Raw genomic sequence first — 22,220 nt, forward strand, 5'->3', positions numbered from 1 at the left:
TCCCATGCCGAACTCAGAAGTGAAACGCGGTAGCGCCGATGGTAGTGTGGCATTCGCCATGCGAGAGTAGGACACTGTCAGGCACCTATTTAGAAGAGGCCTCCCATTCGGGAGGCCTTTTGGCATTTCTGCGCTCCAAAAATCTGCACCGCCGCCGGCATTTTAGTAAAAGTGCTGGGCTATCAAGGGATTGCCCGTTACTCTTTAGCCGTTACCGATTAACACGTGATGCTGCCAGCGAGGTATTGATGGCTACGTTGAAGGAAATTGCACAGGAGGCGGGGGTTTCTCTCGCCACGGTATCCCGGGTACTGAACGAGGATCCCAGCCTGAGCGTCAAGGAAGAGACCAAGCAGCGGATCTTCGAAATTGCCGAACGGCTGGAGTACAAGACCAGTAGCGCCCGCAAGGGGGTGCACAAGAGCAAGCTGCACTTTCTGGTGGTCTATGCCTATCCCCAGAGTACCGAGGTCAACGACCCTTACTATCTCGCTATCCGTTATGGCATCGAGACCCAGAGTGCCCGCCTCAATATCGAACTGACCCATCTCTACAACTGTGGTGAAGGGCGTGAATTGAGCGCCGTGGATGGCATTCTGGTGGTCGGCACACTCACAGCCGAACGTCTCGTCCAGCTCAGGGCTTGTTCTAGCCAGCTGGTGTTTGTCGACTGCCGTTCACAGGGAGAGTTCGACTCGGTCGATGTGGATCTCGCCCTGATCAGCCAGCAGGTCGTCGATTACTTCATCGCGCAGGGGCACCAGCGTATCGGTTATATCGGTGGCCAGGATGAGAATCCTGATCTGCGCGAACTGGCCTTCCGGGATTATGGCCAGCGGCTGGGGGTGGTGCAGGAGAGCGATCTCTATCGCGGCGACTTCTCCAGCGCCTCCGGCTACCAGTTGGCGAAGGAGATGCTGGCAGGGGATTGGCCCAAGGCGCTGTTCGTCGCCTCCGACTCCATCGCCATTGGTGTGCTGCGTGCCATTCATGAGAAGGGACTGGCGATTCCCCAGCAGATCGAGCTTATCAGCGTCAACGATATTCCGACCGCCAAGTTCACCTTCCCGCCGCTCTCCACGGTGCGGATCCACTCCGAGTTGATGGGCTCCCAGGGGGTCAATTTGCTGGTTGAGCGGCTGCGAGATGAGCGGGATATTCCCCTTCGGGTGCTGGTACCGAGCAAGTTGACCCTGCGTGGCACCACCCGCTGATTTTAGTAAAATAAGTCACTTTTTAGTCGCGCCATCTTGCGGTGGTGCGACACCTCTCCCAAGCAAACCTCTTTCCCATATCATCCAGTAACTTCATATCATATTGTTTTATAGTTGATTTTATTGCTAGCCAGCCAACTCTTATCAACATCCATGCCACTCATCCATATCTTGCCCTCCTTTATCTCCCGCTTCTGATCTCGCTCACAAAACCATCTGTTCATTGTGATCAGGTTAAAACTTTACCAATCCAAAGCTGATATTTAGTAAATGTTTATCTAGAGTTTACCCAGTTAACGTTGCCTTGTTCCGGGAGGACATGTGAATAACTGGGAAAACGTCCAATTCGTTGGTGAAAACAGGCTGGCTCCGCGCGCCTACTTCTTCTCTTATGCCGACCACGCGCTGGCGGCCACTATGCAGCGCGAGCTGAGTCGCCGTTTTCTGAGCCTTGGCGGCCAGTGGCAGTTCCACTACTTCGACCACCCCCTGCAGGTGCCGGAGGCCTTCTATCACAGCCCCATGAGCGAGTGGGGCCAGATCACCGTGCCCAACATGTGGCAGATGGAAGGACATGGTCAGCTGCAGTACACCGACGAAGGTTTTCCCTTCCCCATCGACGTGCCCTTCGTGCCGACCAACAACCCCACCGGCGCTTATCAGCGCAGCTTCATGCTGAGCCCGGCCTGGGACGGCGAGCAGGTGATCATCAAGTTTGACGGGGTGGAGACCTACTTCGAGGTCTATGTGAACGGCCACTATGTCGGTTTCAGCAAGGGGAGCCGTCTCACCGCCGAGTTCGATATCAGTGCCTATGCCAAGGTTGGCGAAAACCTGCTGTCGGTGCGGGTGATGCAGTGGGCGGACTCTACCTATATCGAAGATCAGGACATGTGGTGGATGGCGGGGATCTTCCGCGACGTCTATCTGGTGGGCAAACCGGCCGCCCATGTGCAGGACTTTTTCATCCGCACCGCGCTGGCCGACGACAACCGGAGCGCGACCCTGAGCTGCGATATCCAGCTGGAGAACCTGGGGGCAGCAGCCCGTGATCACCGTCTGGTCTGGTCCCTGCTGGATCAGGGCAGCGAGATCGCCAGCGGCTCGCTCGATCATCTCGCCATCGACGGCAAGTGTGATTGCCGCTTCACGCTGGATCTGGCCAACCCCCATCTGTGGAGCGCCGAAGATCCTTACCTCTACCAGCTGCAACTCTCCCTCTACAACGGTCAGGGAGAGCTGCTGGAAGTGATCCCGCAGCGAGTCGGGGTGCGTGAAATTACCGTCAAGGATGGCCTCTTCCATGTCAACGGTCACTACCTCAAGCTGCACGGGGTGAACCGTCACGACAACGACCACCTCAAGAGCCGTGCGGTCGGCATGGATAGGGTGGAGCGCGATATCGTGTTGATGAAGCAGCACAACCTCAACTCGGTGCGCACCGCCCACTACCCGAACGACCCGCGTTTCTACGAGCTGTGCGACCAGTACGGTCTGTTCGTGATGGCGGAGACCGACGTGGAGACCCACGGTTTTGCCAACGTCGGCGATCTCAGCCGCATCACCGACGACCCCTTCTGGGAGCCGGTGTTCGTGGATCGCATTGAGCGCCACGTGCACGCCCAGAAGAACCACCCCTCCATCATCATCTGGTCCCTCGGCAACGAGTCCGGCTACGGTTGCAACATCAGAGCCATGTACCAGCGCTGCAAGGCGATCGACCCGACCCGGCTGGTGCACTACGAAGAGGATCGCGATGCCGAGGTGGTGGATGTGGTCAGCACCATGTATTCCCGCGTCTCCCAGATGAACTGCTTCGGCGAGTTCCCGATGGCGAAGCCACGCATCCTCTGCGAATACGCCCACGCCATGGGCAACGGCCCGGGTGGCCTCAGCGAATACCAGCAGGTGTTTGACCGCCATCCCCACATTCAGGGTCACTACATCTGGGAGTGGTGCGATCACGGCATCCTGGATCAGGACGAGCAGGGCCGCCCCGTCTACAAGTACGGCGGCGACTACGGCGACTACCCCAACAACTACAACTTCTGCATGGATGGCCTCATCTATCCGGATCAGACCCCGGGGCCGGGCCTGCGCGAATACAAGCAGGTGATCTGCCCGGTCAAGGTGCGGGCACTGGATCTGGCGAGTGGCCGGCTTGAGCTGGAAAACCGCTACTGGTTCTCCAGTCTCGACGACATCCGTCTGCTGGTCGAAGTGAAGGCTGAGGGCGAGCTGCTGGCCAGCCAGCAAATCCGGCTGGAAGGGATTGCCCCCGGTGCCACTACTGAGCTGCAACTCGAATTGCCCACGCTTGATGGGCGGGAAACCTTCGTCCAGCTGCGGGTCATCAAGGTCACCGCTACCCGCTACAGTGCGGCGGAGCACGAGCTGGGCCAGTACCAGTTCCGGCTGAAAGAGTCGACTCGCCAGCTGCGGCCCTTCGCCAATCCCAGCGCCACGGCGTTGCAGATCGCCGATGAGCGCCTCGCGCTGACCTTGAGCGGCAGCGGCTTTGCCCTGCGCTTCTCACGCCTCGACGGCAAGCTGGTGAGCTGGCAGCAGGATGGTATCGAGCTCATCGAGCGAGCCCCACGCCTCACCTTCTTCAAGCCGATGATCGACAACCACAAGCAGGAGTACGAGAGCCTGTGGCACCCGAACCACCTGCAGATCATGCAGGAGCACTTCCGCACCTTAAGCTGGCGCCAGCTGGGTGACGCGGTCGAGGTGACGGTGGAGAGCCTGATCGCGCCGCCGGTGTTCGACTTCGGCATGCGCTGCCGCTACGTCTACACCCTGAGCCCGAACGGCCAACTGCACGTGGCCCTATCCGGTCAGCCCTACGGCGGTTATGACGACATCATTCCCAAGATTGGCTTCGAGCTGGGCATTCGTCAGGATCTCGACCGGGTGCACTACTACGGCATGGGGCCGGGCGAAAACTATCAGGACAGCCGCCAGAGCAACTGGATCGACAGCTTCCAGAGCACAGTCGGCGAGATGTGGGAGCACTACCCCTTCCCGCAGGACAACGGCAACCGCCAGCAGGTGCGCTGGGCGACCCTGACCAACCGTCACGGTGCCGGTCTCTACGTGCGACCCGATGCCCCCATCAACCTGAGCGTCTGGCCCTACAGCTGGGAGCATATCCACGCGGCGCAGCACATCAACGAGCTGGAACCCTGCGGTTATCTCACCCTCAATCTGGATCACAAGGTGCTGGGGCTCGGCTCCAACTCCTGGGGCTCCGAGGTACTGGACTCCTGGCGGGTGCGCTTCGAGCCATTCAGCTTCGGCCTGACCCTGCTGCCCATCGCCCGTGGCAACCTCAATCCGGCTGCTCTGGCCGGGCTCGATCTCACCATCAACGGCGGGAGGAACCTCGTATGATCACCCTGGACAACCTGACCCTGTTCAAAAACATCTACCGGGAGGGCAAGAAGTGGGGCCGCTGCGTGGAGGCCATCAACAACCTGCCGAACCTCAAACCCGGCATCTGCCACTCCATCGGTGACTCCCTCACCTACCGCTTGCAGGAGGGGGCCAGCCCGGCCGCCTCGTTGTTCGAGGGGCAGCGCCGTTACTTCGACGTTCACTACTACCTGGAAGGGGCAGAGATGGTGGAGTGGGCCCTCAAGTCGGAGCTGCGGGTCGAGCAGGCCTATGACGACACCACCGACCGCGAGTGGCTGGCCGGCGAGGTGCGTGAGCGCCAGCAGGTCGGCAATGGTCAGGTGGTGATCTTCGAGAACGACGAGGCCTACCGATTCGTCGGCGACAGCCCGGTGCGCAAGGTGATCATCAAGGTCACCGTCGAAGGCGGCTACTTCAAAAACAAATAACAAGCCGCCGGTTCTGCACTGATAAAAGCCGGAAGGGCGGGGCTCACCCTACACATCATGCCCCGCCCTTTCGCTGAGATAACTACAGGTCTGGAGATGCACCATGTCTGATTCCAAACGCAATACGATAGGCAAGTTTGGTCTGCTGTCGCTCACCTTCGCGGCGGTATTCAGCTTCAACAACGTCATCAACAACAACATCGAGATCGGTCTGGCCTCGGCCCCGATGTTCTTTCTGGCCACCATTTTTTACTTCATTCCGTTTTGCCTGATCATTGCGGAGTTCGTGTCACTGAACAAAAACTCCGAAGCGGGGGTGTATGCCTGGGTGAAGAGCTCCCTCGGCGGGCGCTGGGCCTTTATCTCCGCCTATACCTACTGGTTCGTGAACCTCTTCTTCTTCACCTCGCTGCTGCCGCGGGTTATCGCCTACGCCTCCTATGCCTTTCTCGGCTACGAGTACATTCTCACTCCGGTGGCGACCACGGCATTGAGCATGGTGCTGTTTGCCTTTGCCACCTACGTCTCCACCAACGGCGCCAAGATGCTCGGTCCCATCACCTCGGTGACCTCGTCCCTGATGCTGCTGCTGACCCTCTCCTACATCCTGCTGGCGGGTGCGGCACTGGTGGGCGGCGTGCAGCCGGCCGACCCCATCACGGTAGAGGCCATGGTTCCCGATTTCAGCTGGGCCTTCCTCGGCATCACCACCTGGATCTTTATGGCAGCCGGTGGCGCCGAGTCGGTGGCGGTCTACGTCAATGACGTGAAAGGGGGCTCCAAATCCTTCGTGAAGGTGATCATCGTCGCCGGGATCTTTATCGGGGTGCTCTACTCCATCGCATCGCTTTTGATCAACGTGTTCGTCCACAGCGACACCCTTAAATATACCGGCGGCTCGGTGCAGGTGTTTGAAGGGCTGGCAGCCTACTTCGGCCTGCCGGAGATCCTGATGAACCGCTTCGTCGGGCTGGTCTCCTTCACCGCCATGTTCGGCTCCCTGCTGATGTGGACGGCGACTCCGGTGAAGATCTTCTTCTCCGAGATCCCGGCCGGCATCTTCGGCAAGAAAACCGTCGAGCTGAACGAGAACGGCGTGCCCGCCCGTGCAGCCTGGATCCAGTACCTCATCGTGCTGCCGCTGATGGTGATCCCGACTCTGGGCTCCAACACCGCGCAGGATCTGATGAACACCGTCATCAACATGACCGCCGCTGCCTCCATGCTGCCGCCGCTGTTCATCATGCTGGCCTACCTCAATCTGCGTTTGAAGCTCGACCACCTGCCGCGGGAGTTCAGGATGGGTTCGCGCACCACCGGTATCGCCGTGGTCTCGGTGCTGATCGCCATCTTCTCGGTGGGCTTCCTCGCCTCCACCTTCCCGACCGGCGCCGACATCATGACCATCATCTTCTACAACGTCGGCGGGATCGTGATCTTCCTTGGCTTCGCCTGGTGGAAGTACAACCGCTACGAAGCCTCCCTCAGCGCCGAAGCGCGTGCCAAAGAGGCCCAGCCGACAGCGCAGGTTGCCATGCAGACGCCATAGGCACTGAATTGAATCCCAATCAAACCGGGTGGCCGTTGGCCACCCGCAAACCGTTGAACCAGAAAAGGAAAAGAGCATGAGCGAGACGATCGAGTTTGCCGAATTCAAGCGGGTCGAGATGAAGGTGGGCAAGGTACTGGAGGTGGTGCGTCACCCCGGTGCCGACAAACTCTACATCGTCCAGATCGACGTGGGTGGCGAGCGGCCGCTGCAGACCGTCACCAGTCTGGTGCCCTACTACAGCGAAGAGGAACTGATGGGCAGCGAGGTGGTGGTGCTGACCAACCTCAAGCCCACTAGGATGCGCGGCGAGCGTTCCGAGTGCATGTTGCTCTGCGCCGAGACCCCGGACGAGAGCCAGAGCGTGCTGTTGCAGCCGCGGGTGCCGATGGCGCCGGGCACTCCGATCGTCTGAATGGTATTGCGAGCTGGTGCGGGAGACTGCACCGGTTCACCAACGAGGCCGTCCACGCGGCCCGATCATAACAACAGAGTAAAGCGCGGGGCCGACAGACCCTTGCCGAACACACCACAGAGTCACAGCGTTACCCGCAGGGAGCGCAAGTCCACTGGAGGACACCATGTCTGAATCCGTACGCGGCACCATAGGCAAGTTTGCCCTGTTGTCGATGACCTTTGCCGCCGTGTTCAACGTGCGCAACATCGTCAACAACAACATCGAGCTGGGGCTCAGCTCCGCCCCCATCTTCCTGCTGGCGACCATCGTCTACTTCATCCCGTTTGTTTTCATCATCGCCGAGTTCGTCTCGGCCAACAAAAACTCCGAGTCGGGGATGTACGACTGGCTGAAAAAGCCGCTCGGCACCCGGATGGCCTATCTGGGTTCGTTTCTCTACTGGTTCGTGAACCTGTTCTGGTTCGTCTCCCTGCTGCCCAACGTCATCGCCTACGCCTCCTACGCCATGCTGGGCTATGAGTACAGCTTCTCGCCCATGGTCACCTCGATCATCTCCATCGTGCTGTTTGCGGCGGCGACCCACATCTCCACCAAGGGGGCGAGCTGGCTTGGCAAGATTGCCGAGATCGTGGCCTACGGGGTGTTTGCCCTGTTCGCCATCTATGTGCTGGGCGCCCTGATGGCCCTGAGTGGCGATCATGTGCCGGCCCAGCCCATCACGCTGGAGGCGATGACTCCCACCGTCAACTGGGCGACGCTCGGCATCATGTGCTGGATCTTCCAGGCGGCGGGCGGTGCCGAAACGGCAGCGGCCTACCTCAATGATGTGAAGGGGGGCCAGAAGTCCTTTATCAAGGTGATCATCAGTGCCGGTATCGTCATCGGTGCCATGTATGCGGTCGGTTCCCTGCTGGTGAACGTGTTCGTACCGCGCGAGAGCCTCACCTATGCCGGCGGCATGGTGGAGATCTTCACCGGCATGGCGCAGTACTTCGGGCTCTCCGAGGCGCTGGTGGGCCGCTTCGTCGGCGTGGTGCTGTTTATCGCCATGTTCGGCTCCATGATGATGTGGACCTCGGCGCCGGTGAAGATCCACTTCTCCGAGATCCCGCAGGGGGTTTACGGTGAGAAGACCACCCAGCTCAACGAGCACGGCGTGCCGGTGCGCGCCGCCTGGTGGCAGTTTGTCTTCGTGTTCGCGATGCTGGTGGTCAACGGTTTCGGCTCCGAGTCGGTGCAGCAGATGATGAACACCGCCATCAACCTCACCGCCGGTACCGCCATGTTGCCGCCGATCTTCATCATGGTGGCCTACTTCGTGTTCCGCTGGAAACATGACGACACCCCCCGCGACTTCCGCATGGGGTCGCGCAAGTTCGGGATGGGCGTGGTGTCGGTGCTGATCGCCATCTTCGTGGTGAGCATGAGCGCCTCCGCCTTCCCGGCCGGGGTGGATCTGGTGCGCGCCTTCTTCATCAACGTCTTCATGACCGCGGTCTTCTCGGCGCTGGCCTACTGGTGGATCTCCCGCTTCGAGAAGCGGCAGGCCCGCAAGCTCGGTGGCAATGAGAAGAAAACCGGCAACGGCAAGCTGGCCAGCCAGCGCTGATCGGCTGGGTGAAAAAGCGTGACGGGCGGCCTTGGTCGCCCGTTTTTTTATCCATTTTTAGCCGTTTTGGAGCTGTCACAGCCGTTTTATCGTCAACTTTTGCTACTCGATATGGCGAAGGCGTTAAGCATTGATGAACAATTATTCGCCGCTCAACTTTGCGCCTCTCCGTTATCGGGGTAAGCTGGAGGTTCGTTTTAGCGGGAGGTGCCAGACATCTCCCGCTCTGTTTCTTGTCCTCCCCAATCCTGACTGTCGCCATGGCTGCAGGATGCCCTTCTGATGGAGACCTTTCGTGCGTCTGGATCCCTTTACTGTTGTGCTGATTGCGGTGGTCACCCTGGCCTCCCTCTTTCCCTGCGAGGGGCAGGTGGCCGTCTGGTTCGGTCTGCTGACCAAGCTGGCGGTGGCGCTCTTGTTCTTCATGCATGGCGCCAAGCTGTCGCGCCAGAACCTGCTGGCGGGCCTCGGCCACTGGCGGCTTCATCTGGTGGTGATGCTCAGCACCTTCGTGCTCTTTCCGCTGCTGGGGCTGCTGCTCACCCCGCTGGTGCCGAGCTGGCTGAGCCCGGCCATCTACCTTGGCTTCCTCTATCTCTGCGCTCTGCCTGCCACCGTGCAGTCGGCTATCGCCTTTACCTCCATGGCTGGCGGCAATGTGTCGGCGGCGGTGTGCAGCGCCTCGGCCTCCAGCATCCTCGGTATCTTTCTCTCGCCGGTGCTGGTGGGGATGATGATCCACGTACAGGGGGAGGGGATCGACACCTGGCACTCCATCCAGTCCATCATGATGCAGCTGATGCTGCCTTTTGTGGTGGGCCACCTGTCGCGTCCGCTCATTGGCCGCTGGGTCGACAGCCACCGGCCGCTCATCGGCAAGCTGGATCAGAGCTCCATCCTGCTGGTGGTCTATGTGGCCTTCAGCGAGGCGGTGGTGCAGGGGATTTGGCACCAAGTGGGCTGGTACGATCTGGCCAGTATCGTGCTGCTGAGTTGCGTCTTGCTGGCGCTGGTGCTCTGCTGGAACGTCTGGATCAGCCGTCGCCTCGGCTTCGACAAGGCGGACGAGATCACCATCGTATTCTGCGGCTCCAAGAAGAGCCTCGCCAACGGGGTACCCATGGCCAACGTCATGTTCCCCGCCGCCAGCGTCGGGGTGATGGTGCTGCCGCTGATGATCTTCCACCAGATCCAGCTGATGGTCTGCGCCGTGCTGGCCCGCCGCTATCATGAGCAGGGGCATTGATACTCGCGCCATTTTGACTGCCATGAAAAGAGGGAGGCCCGTTGGCCTCCCTCTTTTCATCTGCATGTCGACCGGCGTGCTAGCGTTTGCGCCAGACGGTCAGCTGCGCCACCGTGTGCTGGTATTTGCGGGCGGTCTCGCGGATGACGAAAGGCACATCCCGCGGCGGGCAGTGCTCCTCGAACTCCGCCGCCAGCAGCCGTTGCAGCGCCTGATAGGTGGTGAGCGCCTCGCCGTTTTCACGAATGCCGCCGAGCCAGTTGGCGGGCGGAGTATATTCCGCCAGCCAGGTATAGGGGCTGGTGAGCACCAGCAGGCCACCGCTGCGCAGCCGGGGAGCGATATCCCGCAGGAAGCGGGCGGGCTCCCGCAGCCGGTCGATCAGGTTGGAGGCGAGCACCAGATCGTAGTGGTCATATTTGGGCTTGAGGTTGCAGGCATCCCCCTGACTGAAGTGGATGCGCTCAGCCTGACTCGCCCCCAGCCCGTGGCTCGACAGGCGTGCCTCGCAATACTCCACCAGTTCACCCTCCAGCGGAATGGCGTAGCGGAAGCTGTCCTGGCTGGCGAGGGCCAGCGCCACATCGATGAAGCGGGCCGAGTAGTCGACCCCGTCCACATGCTGGAAGTGGCGAGCCAGTTCGAAGCTGGCGCGGCCGGTGGCACAGCCGATATCCAGTGCCCGCTGGTGGTTGCTGCACAGCTCGCCAGCAAGATCAGCAAGCGTCTTGGCGTAGTTGGCGACCCCGAAGTGGCTGGGGCCGTACTGGAAGTCGAGGTACTGAGCGACCAGCGTGTCGGTTTCATAGGGATTCACGATAACGGGTTCCTGATAACGGGAGACCAGATAGCGGAAACCCGCATGCTGGAAGAAGTGACGCCGAAAGGCGTAACGGGATGATTTGAGCGCTTCGTTACCTGTGCTGATCCAGCTGCCCCCCTTGATCAGGGTGTGCTTGCCATCAAAGGTCGGGGTGGAGAAGTCGTCGTAGAGCGGGTGGATTTTAAAGCCGTCGAAGCCATCGATGGCGGTGCTGGTCCACTGCCAGACATTGCCCACCAGATCGAAGAACTCCCCTTGCGGGCAGGCATCCACCGGGCAGGAGGAGGCAAAACGGGCCAGATTGATATTGCCGGGGGCCTCTGTCCAGTCCGGCTGATCGCCGGGTAGCTGCTCGCGCAGCAGCTGCCACTCCGCCTCGCTCGGCAGCTGGATGGGGAGTCCGGTCCGGGCCGCCTTCCAGCGGCAGAAGGCAGCCGCTTCCAGCTGATTCACCTCGACCGGCCAGTCCCAGGGCATGGCGACCTGCTCGGTCATCAGCCGCAGCTGCAATTGTTCGGGCTCGGTGGGATCACCCACCCAGAAGGTGGGCATCTGCGCCTTGGCGTACTGGCACCAGCCCCATCCCTCCTCATCCCACCACTGTTGTTGGCCATAGCCGCCCGCCTGGACGAAGGCGAGGTACTCGGCATTGCTCACCAGCATGCGGCTGGCCTGAAACGGGGCCAGCTCGATCTGGCGCTCGCCATATTCGTTGTCCCAGCCGTAGGTGGCGTCCTGCTTGCCAAGGCGCACCTTGCCGCCGGCCACCGGCAGCAGGCTGTTGGCGGGCACCTGATCAATGCGGTGGCGTGCTTCGGCGCAGGCGGGCCAATAAGGCTGCGGCCGCACCCAGGCGATCGGCAACTGGCGGATCAGCACGCTGGAGGTCTCGAGGTGGATGCGCTCGTGCTCTATCCCCATCAGGATCACCCAGGCCGGACTCTGCCAGTCGATGGGCAGGGTGAGCGGCATCTGGCGGATGAAGTCGCACACCAGCGAACGGACTTTGGCCCGATAGCTGCGCAGCTCGCTAACTTTGGGCCAGTCGTAGTGGGTCTCGTCCAGATCGTCCCAGCTCATCTCGTCCACCCCGATGGCGACCATGGCCTCGATGCGGGCATCCAGCCGCTGATCGATCAGGCGTGCCGCCAGCAGCTTGTTGATAAAGAAGGCGGCGGTGTGGCCGTAGTAGAAGATGAGCGGGTGGCGCAGCGGGATCGCCTTGTTGAACCAGGCCCGCTCATCGGCCAGACAGTCGAACAGCGAGTCGTAGAGATCGAAGGTCTGGCAGAAGTAGGCGAGCAGCTCGCGCCGTTTCTGCTCGGGATCGCTGCCGGTCAGCAACGGGGTGCGAGTCGGTTCCGGCAGACCGGTGGCGGTGGCATAGAGAGGGCTTGCTTGGGTCACGCTCTGACTCCTTGTTGGCAGTGAAGACTGACAAGACAGTGGTAATGACATTACCGCAATGGAGAGCTTGGTACGCACGAAGTACCACTATTGGCTCAACAGACCGGCAGGACAATTAAAAACTTCCACGGGCTGTCAGCATAGTGACCGGCAGGACGACCCGCCAATCAGCCACAATCATATCCGTTCGAGAATGGTTATTTTCACCAAAATATGGTCTAAATGGCTCTCTTAATTCTTCGTTCTGTTCTGGGTGAAAAAGTTATTTCCTTTTGAATCATTAGGTTAATTTTTGGCTCGCGCTTTGCATAGCATGAAAACCAATTGGCCCTGGATGGCCAACACATAAGGAGGAGAGTAGCGATGAAATGGATGATGGTTGTCATGTTGATGGCAGGGCTCAGTGGTTGTCACTGGCTGGATCAGACCAGAGTGACCGGAACGGGGGCTGTGGTCGAGCGCCAGCAGGCGCTCGGTGACGGGGTGACCCGGGTGCTGGCGGGTGTGCCTGCCACCCTCCATCTGGTAGCGGGGGAGCCGCGCGGTATCCTGATCAAGGGGCAGGAGAACCTGCTGCCCTATCTGGTGCTGACCGAGAGCGGCGACAAGCTGGAGATCGAGGTGAAGGAGGGTTACCGGCTCGAGCCTACCGAGCCGCTGGAGCTGACCATCACCTTGCCGGTGTTGAACGAACTGGCATTGGCCGGGACCGGCAACGGCGATCTGAGCGGCTTCAAGGGCGATGAGCTGGTGCTGTCGGTGGCCGGTACCGGTGACATCGTCGCCAGTCAGCTGGAGCTGCAACGGCTGGAAGGGAATATCGCTGGCACCGGCAGTCTGGAGCTGGGCAGCGGTTCGGCACAGGCTATCGAGCTGAACATTGCCGGTGCTGGCGATGTGCTCGGGAGCGAGATGCGCGGCAACGAGGTAGAGGTCAATATCGCCGGCAGTGGTGATGTGGCGGTACGGGCGCAGGAGACGCTGAAAGTCGGCATCGCCGGCTCAGGCAACATCGCCTACTGGGGCGATCCCAAGGTGGAGCAGCAGATCGCAGGCTCCGGCGGCGTGACCCGAGCGGGCAGCTGATATCAACCGATCACCACAACTGAAACAGGCCCGCAACGGGCCTGTTTTGATCAGAGGTGGCGGGCGTGAAAGCGCAGGTGCGCCTCGATAAAGCTCGCCACGAAGTAGTAGCTGTGGTCATAGCCCTCGTGGCGGTTGAGCTCCAGCGGCCACTCCTTGCTGGTGGCCACCTCGGCCAGCGCATCGATGTGCAACTGCTCGGCGAGGAAGAGATCATCCAGTCCCACATCCACCAGGGTGGGCAGCGGCGTGACCGGCTGGTGGCGCAGCAGCTGGCAGGCATCCCACTCCTGCCACAACAAGGGATTGCTGCCGAGGTAGGCGCCGAGCGCCTTCTGGCCCCAGGGGCAGCGGCTCGGGTGGCAGATCGGGCTGAACGCCGAGACCGAGCGGTAGCGACCGGGCTCGCGCAGAGCGGCGATGAGCGCACCGTGACCGCCCATGGAGTGGCCGCTGATGGCGCGTCGGGTCGAGACCGGGAAGTGGGTCTCGATCAAGTCAGGCAGTTCGCGGGTGACGTAGTCATACATCTGGTAGTGCGCCTGCCAGGGGCTCTGGCTGGCATTGACGTAAAAACCTGCGCCCATGCCGAGGTCATAACCGGGATCGTCGGCCACGCCGTCGCCGCGGGGGCTGGTGTCCGGTGCCACCAGGGCGATGCCAAGCTCGGCGGCGATGCGCTGGGCACCCGCCTTCTGCATGAAGTTCTCATCGGTGCAGGTGAGGCCGCTGAGCCAGTAGAGCACGGGCACCTTCTGGCCGGTGAGGGCCTGGGGCGGCAGATAGATGGCAAAACTCATCTCGCAGCCGAGCATGCTGGCGTGGTGGCGACAGCGCTTGTGCCAGCCGCCGAAGCTCTTGTTGCTGCTGATAATCTCCAGATTCATCGAAAGACTCCTGCACCCCGCCCACGATGGCGGGCGGGGTGATCATGCTCAGTAGTGGATGACGGTGCGAATGCTCTTGCCTTCATGCATCAGGTCGAACGCCTCGTTGATCTGTTCCAGCGGCATGGTGTGGGTGATGAAGTCATCGAGGCGGAACTCACCCTGCATATAGCGCTGCACATAGCTCGGCAGCTCGCTGCGACCGCGAACCCCGCCGAAGGCGCTGCCGCGCCAGACCCGACCGGTCACCAGCTGGAACGGACGGGTGCTGATCTCCTGACCCGCTCCGGCGACGCCGATGATGACCGACTCGCCCCAGCCCTTGTGGCAGCACTCCAGCGCCGCACGCATTACCTTGACGTTGCCGATGCACTCGAAGGAGAAGTCGACGCCGCCATCGGTCAGCTCGACGATCACCTCCTGAATCGGTTTGTCGTAATCGTTCGGATTGATGCAGTCGGTGGCGCCCAGCTTGCGGGCCAGCTCGAACTTGCTCTCGTTGATGTCGATGGCGATGATGCGACCGGCCTTGGCCAGACGGGCACCGATCACCGCCGAGAGGCCGATGCCCCCCAGCCCGAAGATGGCGACGCTCTCACCCTCCTTCACCTTGGCGGTGTTCATCACGGCGCCGATGCCGGTGGTGACGCCACAACCGAGCAGACAGACCTCTTCCAGTGGGGCGGCCGGGTCCACTTTGGCGATGGAGATCTCCGGCAGTACCGTGTATTCGCTGAAGGTGGAGGTGCCCATGTAGTGATAGATGGGCTGGCCATCTTTCGAGAAGCGGGTGGTGCCGTCCGGCATCAGCCCCTTGCCCTGAGTGGCGCGGATCTTCTGGCAGAGGTTGGTCTTGCCGGATTTGCAGAATTTGCACTCGCCGCACTCGGGGGTGTAGAGCGGGATCACATGATCCCCCACTTTGACGCTGGTGACGCCCTCGCCGACCGATTCGACGATGCCGCCCCCCTCGTGGCCGAGAATGCAGGGGAAGACCCCTTCCGGATCCTCACCGGAGAGGGTGAAGGCATCGGTGTGGCAGACGCCGGTCGCGACGATGCGCACCCGCACTTCGCCCGCTTGCGGTGGCATGACTTCCACCTCTTCGATGGAGAGGGGCTGACCCGGGCCCCAGGCGATGGCGGCTTTACACTTGATGCTTTGAACCTGTGCCATGAATGACATCCTTCTTGTTGAGCAGGGTGAACAGAGATGAGTTCGGGCACTCAGTGTAGTTTCCCGCCGATTTGGTGATAATGAGGGCAAATCTCAAATCACTTTTACACACAGGTAATAATGTTCGGCTGGGAAGGGATCTGTGAATTTGTCAGCGTGGCGGAGCAGGGGGGCTTTACCCCGGCGGCACGCAAGCTGGGAGTGTCGGTGGCGCAGGTCAGCCGTCAGGTGGCACAGCTGGAAGATCGGCTGCAGGCCAAGTTGCTGCTGCGTACCACCCGTCAGGTACGGCTCACCGAGCTTGGCGAGATCTACTATCGCCACTGCCGTCAGCTGCTGGACAACCTCTACGAGGCGGAGCTGGCGGTGGGGCGCCATCAGGCGGTGCCGCAGGGCACCCTGCGCATTACGGCCCCCGTCTCCTACGGCGAGAGCCGCATCGCCCCGCTGGTGAACGACTTCATGGTGCGCTTCCCCCAGCTGGAGGTGACCCTCAACCTCACCAACCAGCTGCTGGATCTGGTGCACGAAGGCTACGATCTGGCGCTGCGGCTCGGCCACCTCAAGGATTCGACGCTGGTGGCGCGCAAGCTGGCGCAGCGGGTGCCCTATGTCTGCGCCTCACCGGCCTACACCGCCCGCCACGGCATACCCAACAGCCTCTCCGAGCTGACTCGCCACACCTGCCTGGTGGGCAACAGCGACGAGTGGCACTTCACCCTGGATGGCCGTCCCCACAGCGTGCGGGTGCACGGCCTGCTGCACTGCAACAGCGGTCACGCCCTGCTGGATGCGGCGCTCAAGGGGATCGGCATCATCCAGCTGCCGGACTACTACGTCAGCGACCACCTGGCCCGGGGCGAGCTTATCGAGCTGCTGCCGGAGCTGCGGGCGCCGGCGGAGGGGATCTGGGCCCTCTATCCCCACAACCGCCACTTATCTCCCAAGGTGCGGCTGCTGGTGGACTATCTGGCCGAACGGCTGAGCGACCCTCACCAACCGGCGCTGGTGATGCCGATAGGCTAGGGTGTTCCCCGCCTGTTGACTCACTGGCGGCGGGCGACAGGTGCGATGGCCTGAAAATAAAAGAGCCCTTGAGGAATCAAGGGCTCTTTTGCAGGTAGCAACCGGATGGTCAGTGACCCATTACTCGATATTCTGGATCTGCTCGCGCATCTGCTCGATGAGGACTTTCAGCTCGACGGCGGACTGGGTCACTTCGGCATTGATGGACTTGGAGCCCAAGGTGTTCGACTCGCGGTTGAACTCCTGCATCATAAAGTCGAGACGACGACCGCAGGCGCCACCCTTCTTCATGATCTTGTTGGTTTCGCTGATGTGCATCTCCAGACGATCCAGCTCTTCGGCCACGTCGATCTTCTGGGCCAGCAGCACGATCTCCTGCTCGATGCGGGCCGGATCCAGCTCCACCTTGGCTTCGGCCAGACGGTCGGTGAGCTTCTGGCGCTGCCACTCGATGATCTGCGGCAGGTGGACGCGCACCTTCTTCACTTCCACCTGAATACCGGCCAGACGCTGTTCGATCAGCGCCTTGAGGTTGGCCCCTTCGCTGGCGCGGGAGGCGAGGAAATCTTCCATGGTCTGGTCAAACCCGCCGAGCAGCTCGGTGGCAACCGCGTCCATGTCCTGTTCGGCGGCAGCCATGACGCCCGGCCAACGCAGTACGTCGACCGGGTTGAGCTGGCCCTGGCCTGCTTCTTTCATTACCCAGTTGGCGCTGTCGATGATCAGCTTGGCCAGCTCTTCATTGATATGGAGTTGGCTGGCAGCGGCCTGAGCGGCTTCAAAACGCAGGTTGCACTCCACCTTGCCGCGCTGCAGCTTGGCGCGGAAACGCTCACGCAGTACCGGCTCCAGGCTGCGCAGTTGCTCCGGCAGGCGAATGTAGGTTTCCAGATAGCGCTGGTTTACCGAACGAATTTCCCAAACGGCTGTGCCCCAGTCGCCCTTGAATTCCTTGCGGGCGTAGGCGGTCATGCTGTGAATCATTGATTGTTCCGGGCTTGATGAAGTGTGGCGGGATTATACCCAGCTGGGGGCAGGGCGTCAGCCGAAGTGTTGGTTTTAGCGGCTGATATTTGGGGCGGGATCACTTATAATCCCCCGCCAATTTGAGCCAGCCCAGAGGTCCGTTCCATGTCACGTCCAAGCGATCGCAGTGCCGCGCAACTTCGCCCAGTTACCATTACCCGCAATTTCACCAAACATGCAGAAGGCTCAGTGCTGGTGGAGTTCGGTAACACTCGCGTGCTCTGCACCGCCAGCGTTGACACCAGCGTGCCGCGCTTCCTGAAAGGGAAGAATCAGGGCTGGGTAACTGCCGAATACGGCATGCTGCCGCGCTCCACCCACTCCCGGATGAACCGCGAAGCGGCCTCCGGCAAGCAGAGTGGCCGCACTCTGGAGATCTCCCGTCTGATCGCCCGCTCCCTGCGCGCGGCGGTAGACCTGACTGCGCTGGGCGAGCACTCCATCACAGTTGACTGTGACGTGCTGCAAGCCGATGGCGGCACCCGCACCGCTTCCATTACCGGTGCCTGCGTGGCGCTGGTGGATGCGCTGAACTGGATGGTCGAGAAGGGCATGATCAAGCAGAGCCCGCTCAAGCAGATGATCGCCGCCGTCTCCGTCGGTATGTATCAGGGTGAAGCCATCTGCGATCTGGAGTACATCGAAGACTCCGCCGCCGAGACCGACATGAACGTGGTGATGACCGAAGATGGTCGCATCATCGAGGTGCAGGGCACCGCGGAGGCCGAGCCCTTCACCCATGAGGAGCTGCTGGAGATGCTGGCGCTCGCCAAGGGCGGCATCGCCGACATCATTGCGCTGCAGAAGCAGTCGCTCTCCTGATACCAGGACCTGTTGATGTTTCGGCACAAGTCGCGTTGCAGTGTCAAAGGATGCCAGGCTAGGCGCAGGATGCCGCCAATGGTTATTCCCTTGGCAAGTCCTGCAACAACGCATGGCATCCTTTGCCACGCAACCCGTAGGGACGGGTCTGTTTTTGTGCATAACGTCGTTATTCGATGCCTCGTTTGGATTACCAAACTTCGCATCTCATGCCTAGTTCTGCGCAAAAACCGACTCCGTCACGGCTGTGACGAAGCGTCAACAGATCCTGCAAACGCGGCATTGACCGCGTTTTTTTATACCCCCACACAAGACAACGACAAGCCAAGCAAGGAGCCAGAATGAAAGCCTACCAGCGTCAATTTATCGAGTTCGCCCTGGAGAAACAGGTCCTCAAATTCGGTGAATTTACCCTGAAATCCGGTCGTAAAAGCCCCTACTTCTTCAACGCCGGTCTGTTCAACAGCGGCCGCGATCTGGCCCGTCTCGGCCGCTTCTATGCCGCCGCTCTGATGGATGCCGGTATCGAGTTTGATGTGCTGTTTGGCCCGGCCTACAAGGGGATCCCCATCGCCTCCGCTACCGCCGTGCAGCTGGTGGAGCAGCACGATGTGGACGTGCCCTGGTGCTTCAACCGCAAGGAGGCCAAGGATCACGGCGAGGGCGGCAATCTGGTGGGCAGCCCGCTCAAGGGGCGCGTCATGCTGGTGGACGACGTCATCACCGCCGGCACTGCCATCCGCGAATCCATGGATCTGATCCAGGCCAACGGCGCCTCGCTGGCTGGCGTACTGATCGCGCTGGACCGTCAGGAGAAGGGCAAGGGCGAACTCTCCGCCATTCAGGAAGTGGAGCGTGACTACGGCGCTCACATCATCGCCATCATCCAGATGAGCGACTTGATCCAGTATCTGGAAGAGAAGCAGGCCGAACAGCCGGAGCTGGCGGCGCAACTGGCGGCCATGAAGGCTTATCGCGCCCAGTACGGTATCTGAGCTCCGCTCGCACCGCGCAATAGCTGAATGCGGCGCCCGTTTGTTCTCTGGCAGCAAACGGGCGCCGTTTTTTTCATCTGCAAAAAGTGGATCATGTGGCTTGAGCTTGCCCTTACAGTAAAGGTTAGGGTTTGCCAGTCGGCGTTTTGTTGTGCCGACGGGTTCCGGGGAGGAACAACATGACCACTCATCTTCAATCACCCATTCATCTGCAGTTGCCGCTCAGCGGCATGAGCTGCGCCAACTGCGCAGGCCGCATCGCGACCGCCCTCAACAAGCTTGAAGGGGTCGAGGCCACCGTCAACTTCGCGCTGGAGCAGGCGGCCATCGAGCTGGCCAGCCCCGATCGCCTGCCTGCGGTGCTCGACAGCATCAAGAGTCAGGGTTACGACTACGGCAGCGAGACCTTTTTGTTCCAAATTACCGGCATGACTTGTGCCGGTTGTTCGGCTCGGTTGAACAAGATGCTGGCCGCGCTGCCCGGCGTTATCTCGGCCGAGGTCAATTTCTCTATCGAACAGGCCCGCATCGTGCTGGTCCCCGGGATGCAGACGCCCGCCGCTTTGCGCGAGCAGATCGAAGCGCTCGGCTTTGGCGCCCAGCTGGCACAAGGCTCGGCCAGCGGCCGCCGCCAGCAGTTGCTGGAGCGGGAAGCGCAGGAGGCCGCCACAGCCCGTCAGGCTCAAACCCGGGTCATCGTCTCGGCTTTGCTGACGTTGCCGCTGCTGGTGGGGATGCTGGCCATGGCCGGACTGTTCCCCTGGCATCTACCCGCCTGGCTGGAGCTGGTGTTCGCCACCCCGGTGCAGTTCTGGATCGGGGCCCGTTTCTATCGCGGCGCCTGGCTTGCCATCAAGAATCGCGCAGCCAATATGGATGTGCTGGTGGCCACCGGTACCAGCGCCGCCTACTTCTACAGCCTCTATCTGCTGCTGACGTTGGGGATGGCCGCCAGCGGCAAGCTCTATTTCGAGGCGAGCGCCATCATCATTACCCTGATTTCGTTGGGAAAACTGCTGGAGGCGAGAGCCCGCCGCAGCACCCAGTCCGCCATTCGCGAACTGATGGCGCTGCGGCCGGAAACCGCCACCGTCTGGCGTGGCGAGAACTGGCAAAGCGTCGCCATCGACGAGGTGCTGCGCGGCGATCGGCTGCGGGTGCTGGTGGGTGAGCGGGTGCCGGTGGATGGCAGAATAGTGAGCGGCGCCAGCGAGCTGGACGAGTCGATCCTCACCGGTGAGAGCCTGCCGGTGCCGCGCAGTGTGGGCGACAAGGTGCTGGGCGGCGCTATCAACCGCTCCGGCGTGCTGGAGATTGAAGCCACTACCGTGGGGGAGGACTCCAGTCTCAGCAAGATCATCGCACTGGTGGAGAGTGCCCAGATGGGCAAGGCGCCGCTGCAACAGTTGGTGGACAAGGTCTCCGCCGTGTTTGTGCCGGTGGTGATGGTCATCGCTCTGTTCACCCTGCTGGTGTGGTACGCCATCAGCAATGACTTCGGTCAGGCGCTGCTGGCAGCGGTGGCGGTGCTGGTGATCGCCTGTCCCTGCGCCCTCGGGTTGGCGACCCCGGCCGCCATCGTCACTGGCACCGGGGTAGCGGCGCGCCACGGTATTCTGATCAAGGATGTCGATACCCTGCAGAAGGCCCACGCCATCAAGGCGCTCATCTTCGACAAGACTGGTACCCTGACCCAGGGGCGGCCGGTGCTGGCCAGCTGGAGCGGCAACGACGAGCAACTGCGCCTCGCTGCCGCCCTGCAGCAGGCGAGTGAACACCCGCTGGCGCTGGCCATGCGCGAGGCGGTCGGCAAAGAGGCTACGCTGCCCCAGCCGGAGGCGGTGGAAGTGCGGGTCGGGGCCGGTATTGTCGGTCAGGTAGCGGGTCACACAGTCGCCATCGGTAATGGCTCCCTGCTGGCCCAGCTCGGGATTGAACCGCCGCAACAGGATGAACAAGCCGCCGATGGCGCGACCCGGGTTTGGGTGGCCATCGACGGCACGGTGGCTGGTATCGCCGCACTGGCCGATACCCTGCGCCCCGAGAGCCCGGAAGCCATCGCCACCCTGCGCCAGCGCGGTATCGCCAGCTGGCTGGTGAGTGGCGATGCACCGGCGCCGGTGGCCCATATTGCCGCCAAGCTGGGGCTGGACGGGGCCTTTGACTCCGTGCTGCCAGCGGGCAAGGTGGAGAAAGTGGAGGCGCTGCGGGCGCAAACCCGCGGGCTGGTGGCCATGGTGGGGGACGGGGTGAACGATGCCCCGGCGCTGGCGGCGGCGGACGTCGGCATCGCCATGGGCTCCGGCTCCGACGTGGCGATGGAGACCGCCGCCATCACCCTGATGCGATCCGACCCGCGGCTGGTGGCCGATGCCATCGATATCTCGGCGGCCACCTGGCGCACCATACAGCAGAATCTGTTCTGGGCCTTCGTATTCAACATCATCGGCATTCCGCTGGCGGCGCTGGGCTACCTGAGCCCCGAGCTGGCGGGGGCGGCCATGGCCCTGAGCAGCATCACAGTATTGAGCAATTCCCTGTTATTGAAACGCTGGCAGCCCAGGGCGGCGCACGTGCCAGCATCCAACCCGATCAGTAAGGAGGCATAAATGAACATCAGCAAGGTTGCCAAGGCCACGGGGCTGACCGCCAAGACCATCCGTTATTACGAGAGCATTGGCCTCATCACAGCCCCGGTACGCAGTGACAACGGTTATCGCAGTTACACCGAGGGGGCGCTGCGTGAGCTGCGTTTCGTCAAACGGGCGCGGGAGACCGGCTTCAATCTGGAGGAGTGTCAGGAGCTGCTGGCGCTCTATCGGGACGAACACAGAACCAGCGCCCAGGTGAAGAAGCTGGCGCAGGAGAAGATCGTCGATCTGCGCGCCCGCATTGCCGGTTTGCAGGCCATGCTTACCTCCCTGGAAGGGTTGGTTTGCTGCTGCCACGGGGATGAAAATCCCGAGTGCCCGATCCTCGACGAATTGGAGAAGGGGTGAGCAAGGACTCACCTGCCAGCGCAGAAGAAATCGTTGTTGATTGATTAACTTCTTAATAAGCGGCGCTTTATTGTTGCGGGTCAGGGGGT

General features: G+C 61.4%; 17 protein-coding genes and 1 rRNA gene. 14 read left to right on the forward strand and 4 right to left on the reverse strand.

Features of this window, described 5'->3' with window-relative positions; genetic code table 11:
• From rrf to G5533_RS13180, 8 genes are all read left to right on the forward strand, one after another.
• A 5S ribosomal RNA gene (gene rrf, locus G5533_RS13145) occupies positions 1-83 on the forward strand; the annotation flags it as partial.
• 165 nt (positions 84-248) lie between these two features.
• A complete protein-coding gene (ebgR, locus tag G5533_RS13150; protein WP_005342046.1) occupies positions 249-1,214 on the forward strand; it encodes a transcriptional regulator EbgR in 966 nt (321 codons plus the stop codon).
• A 321-nt stretch (positions 1,215-1,535) separates the two neighbouring features.
• Positions 1,536-4,610 carry a beta-galactosidase subunit alpha gene (ebgA, locus tag G5533_RS13155; RefSeq protein WP_441254883.1) on the forward strand — a complete coding sequence of 1,025 codons (3,075 nt, stop codon included), beginning with the start codon at positions 1,536-1,538 and terminating at the stop codon, positions 4,608-4,610.
• Positions 4,607-5,062, forward strand: a complete 456-nt coding sequence (locus tag G5533_RS13160; RefSeq protein ID WP_263309290.1) for a beta-galactosidase subunit beta — start codon at positions 4,607-4,609, stop codon at positions 5,060-5,062. The genes ebgA and G5533_RS13160 overlap by 4 nt, the downstream gene beginning before the upstream one ends.
• A gap of 103 nt (positions 5,063-5,165) precedes the next feature.
• A complete protein-coding gene (locus tag G5533_RS13165) occupies positions 5,166-6,611 on the forward strand; it encodes an amino acid permease (protein ID WP_042055383.1) in 1,446 nt (481 codons plus the stop codon).
• A 76-nt stretch (positions 6,612-6,687) separates the two neighbouring features.
• On the forward strand, positions 6,688-7,026 hold the full coding sequence (locus G5533_RS13170; protein WP_026080427.1) for a tRNA-binding protein: 339 nt from the start codon (positions 6,688-6,690) through the stop codon (positions 7,024-7,026).
• 166 nt (positions 7,027-7,192) lie between these two features.
• Positions 7,193-8,638 carry an amino acid permease gene (locus G5533_RS13175; RefSeq protein ID WP_184236769.1) on the forward strand — a complete coding sequence of 482 codons (1,446 nt, stop codon included), beginning with the start codon at positions 7,193-7,195 and terminating at the stop codon, positions 8,636-8,638.
• A 295-nt stretch (positions 8,639-8,933) separates the two neighbouring features.
• Positions 8,934-9,884, forward strand: a complete 951-nt coding sequence (locus tag G5533_RS13180; protein WP_058056266.1) for a bile acid:sodium symporter family protein — start codon at positions 8,934-8,936, stop codon at positions 9,882-9,884.
• A gap of 79 nt (positions 9,885-9,963) precedes the next feature.
• Here G5533_RS13180 and ovoA read toward each other — a convergent pair whose 3' ends face one another.
• Complete coding sequence (gene ovoA, locus G5533_RS13185; protein WP_441254884.1) at positions 9,964-12,114, reverse strand: 5-histidylcysteine sulfoxide synthase; 2,151 nt, start codon at positions 12,112-12,114, stop codon at positions 9,964-9,966.
• 363 nt (positions 12,115-12,477) lie between these two features.
• Between ovoA and G5533_RS13190 the strand changes: the two genes are divergently transcribed.
• Positions 12,478-13,200 (forward strand): head GIN domain-containing protein, encoded by a 723-nt coding sequence (locus G5533_RS13190; RefSeq protein WP_421231128.1) that lies wholly within the window; start codon positions 12,478-12,480, stop codon positions 13,198-13,200.
• Positions 13,201-13,250: 50 nt separating this feature from the next.
• Here the strand turns inward: G5533_RS13190 and fghA are convergent, their stop codons facing one another.
• Positions 13,251-14,087, reverse strand: coding sequence for an S-formylglutathione hydrolase (gene fghA, locus G5533_RS13195; RefSeq protein WP_441254885.1), 837 nt, complete (start codon positions 14,085-14,087; stop codon positions 13,251-13,253).
• 48 nt (positions 14,088-14,135) lie between these two features.
• Entirely contained in the window at positions 14,136-15,263 is a 1,128-nt protein-coding gene (locus G5533_RS13200; RefSeq protein ID WP_058056263.1) for an S-(hydroxymethyl)glutathione dehydrogenase/class III alcohol dehydrogenase, read from the reverse strand.
• Between the two features lie 120 nt (positions 15,264-15,383).
• Here G5533_RS13200 and G5533_RS13205 point away from each other — a divergent pair, with 120 nt between their 5' ends.
• Positions 15,384-16,289 (forward strand): LysR substrate-binding domain-containing protein, encoded by a 906-nt coding sequence (locus tag G5533_RS13205; RefSeq protein ID WP_421255727.1) that lies wholly within the window; start codon positions 15,384-15,386, stop codon positions 16,287-16,289.
• A 120-nt stretch (positions 16,290-16,409) separates the two neighbouring features.
• Here G5533_RS13205 and G5533_RS13210 read toward each other — a convergent pair whose 3' ends face one another.
• Entirely contained in the window at positions 16,410-17,273 is an 864-nt protein-coding gene (locus tag G5533_RS13210; RefSeq protein ID WP_042055361.1) for a YicC/YloC family endoribonuclease, read from the reverse strand.
• Between the two features lie 147 nt (positions 17,274-17,420).
• Between G5533_RS13210 and rph the strand changes: the two genes are divergently transcribed.
• The 4 genes from rph (at position 17,421) to cueR (ending at position 22,131) form a co-directional block, all read left to right on the forward strand.
• Positions 17,421-18,137, forward strand: coding sequence for a ribonuclease PH (rph, locus tag G5533_RS13215; protein ID WP_005339589.1), 717 nt, complete (start codon positions 17,421-17,423; stop codon positions 18,135-18,137).
• A gap of 341 nt (positions 18,138-18,478) precedes the next feature.
• Complete coding sequence (pyrE, locus tag G5533_RS13220) at positions 18,479-19,132, forward strand: orotate phosphoribosyltransferase (protein ID WP_139460235.1); 654 nt, start codon at positions 18,479-18,481, stop codon at positions 19,130-19,132.
• A 179-nt stretch (positions 19,133-19,311) separates the two neighbouring features.
• Entirely contained in the window at positions 19,312-21,741 is a 2,430-nt protein-coding gene (locus tag G5533_RS13225; protein ID WP_421223238.1) for a heavy metal translocating P-type ATPase, read from the forward strand.
• Complete coding sequence (cueR, locus tag G5533_RS13230) at positions 21,742-22,131, forward strand: Cu(I)-responsive transcriptional regulator (protein ID WP_005356117.1); 390 nt, start codon at positions 21,742-21,744, stop codon at positions 22,129-22,131. It begins immediately after the preceding gene.
• Positions 22,132-22,220: the final 89 nt, after the last annotated feature.

This window comes from Aeromonas sp. A600620 (genome assembly GCF_029479985.1).
Taxonomy (GTDB): domain Bacteria; phylum Pseudomonadota; class Gammaproteobacteria; order Enterobacterales; family Aeromonadaceae; genus Aeromonas; species Aeromonas veronii_A.

What these genes read in the sequence shown, in the direction of transcription:
- ebgR (WP_005342046.1), top strand. Translation starts at nt 249, where the DNA reads ATGGCTACGTTGAAGGAAATTGCACAGGAGGCGGGGGTTTCTCTCGCC.
- G5533_RS13160 (WP_263309290.1), top strand. Translation starts at nt 4,607, where the DNA reads ATGATCACCCTGGACAACCTGACCCTGTTCAAAAACATCTACCGGGAG.
- G5533_RS13165 (WP_042055383.1), top strand. Translation starts at nt 5,166, where the DNA reads ATGTCTGATTCCAAACGCAATACGATAGGCAAGTTTGGTCTGCTGTCG.
- G5533_RS13170 (WP_026080427.1), top strand. Translation starts at nt 6,688, where the DNA reads ATGAGCGAGACGATCGAGTTTGCCGAATTCAAGCGGGTCGAGATGAAG.
- G5533_RS13175 (WP_184236769.1), top strand. Translation starts at nt 7,193, where the DNA reads ATGTCTGAATCCGTACGCGGCACCATAGGCAAGTTTGCCCTGTTGTCG.
- G5533_RS13190 (WP_421231128.1), top strand. Translation starts at nt 12,478, where the DNA reads ATGAAATGGATGATGGTTGTCATGTTGATGGCAGGGCTCAGTGGTTGT.
- fghA (WP_441254885.1), bottom strand. Translation starts at nt 14,087, where the DNA reads ATGAATCTGGAGATTATCAGCAGCAACAAGAGCTTCGGCGGCTGGCAC.
- G5533_RS13200 (WP_058056263.1), bottom strand. Translation starts at nt 15,263, where the DNA reads ATGGCACAGGTTCAAAGCATCAAGTGTAAAGCCGCCATCGCCTGGGGC.
- G5533_RS13205 (WP_421255727.1), top strand. Translation starts at nt 15,384, where the DNA reads ATGTTCGGCTGGGAAGGGATCTGTGAATTTGTCAGCGTGGCGGAGCAG.
- G5533_RS13210 (WP_042055361.1), bottom strand. Translation starts at nt 17,273, where the DNA reads ATGATTCACAGCATGACCGCCTACGCCCGCAAGGAATTCAAGGGCGAC.
- rph (WP_005339589.1), top strand. Translation starts at nt 17,421, where the DNA reads ATGTCACGTCCAAGCGATCGCAGTGCCGCGCAACTTCGCCCAGTTACC.
- pyrE (WP_139460235.1), top strand. Translation starts at nt 18,479, where the DNA reads ATGAAAGCCTACCAGCGTCAATTTATCGAGTTCGCCCTGGAGAAACAG.
- G5533_RS13225 (WP_421223238.1), top strand. Translation starts at nt 19,312, where the DNA reads ATGACCACTCATCTTCAATCACCCATTCATCTGCAGTTGCCGCTCAGC.
- cueR (WP_005356117.1), top strand. Translation starts at nt 21,742, where the DNA reads ATGAACATCAGCAAGGTTGCCAAGGCCACGGGGCTGACCGCCAAGACC.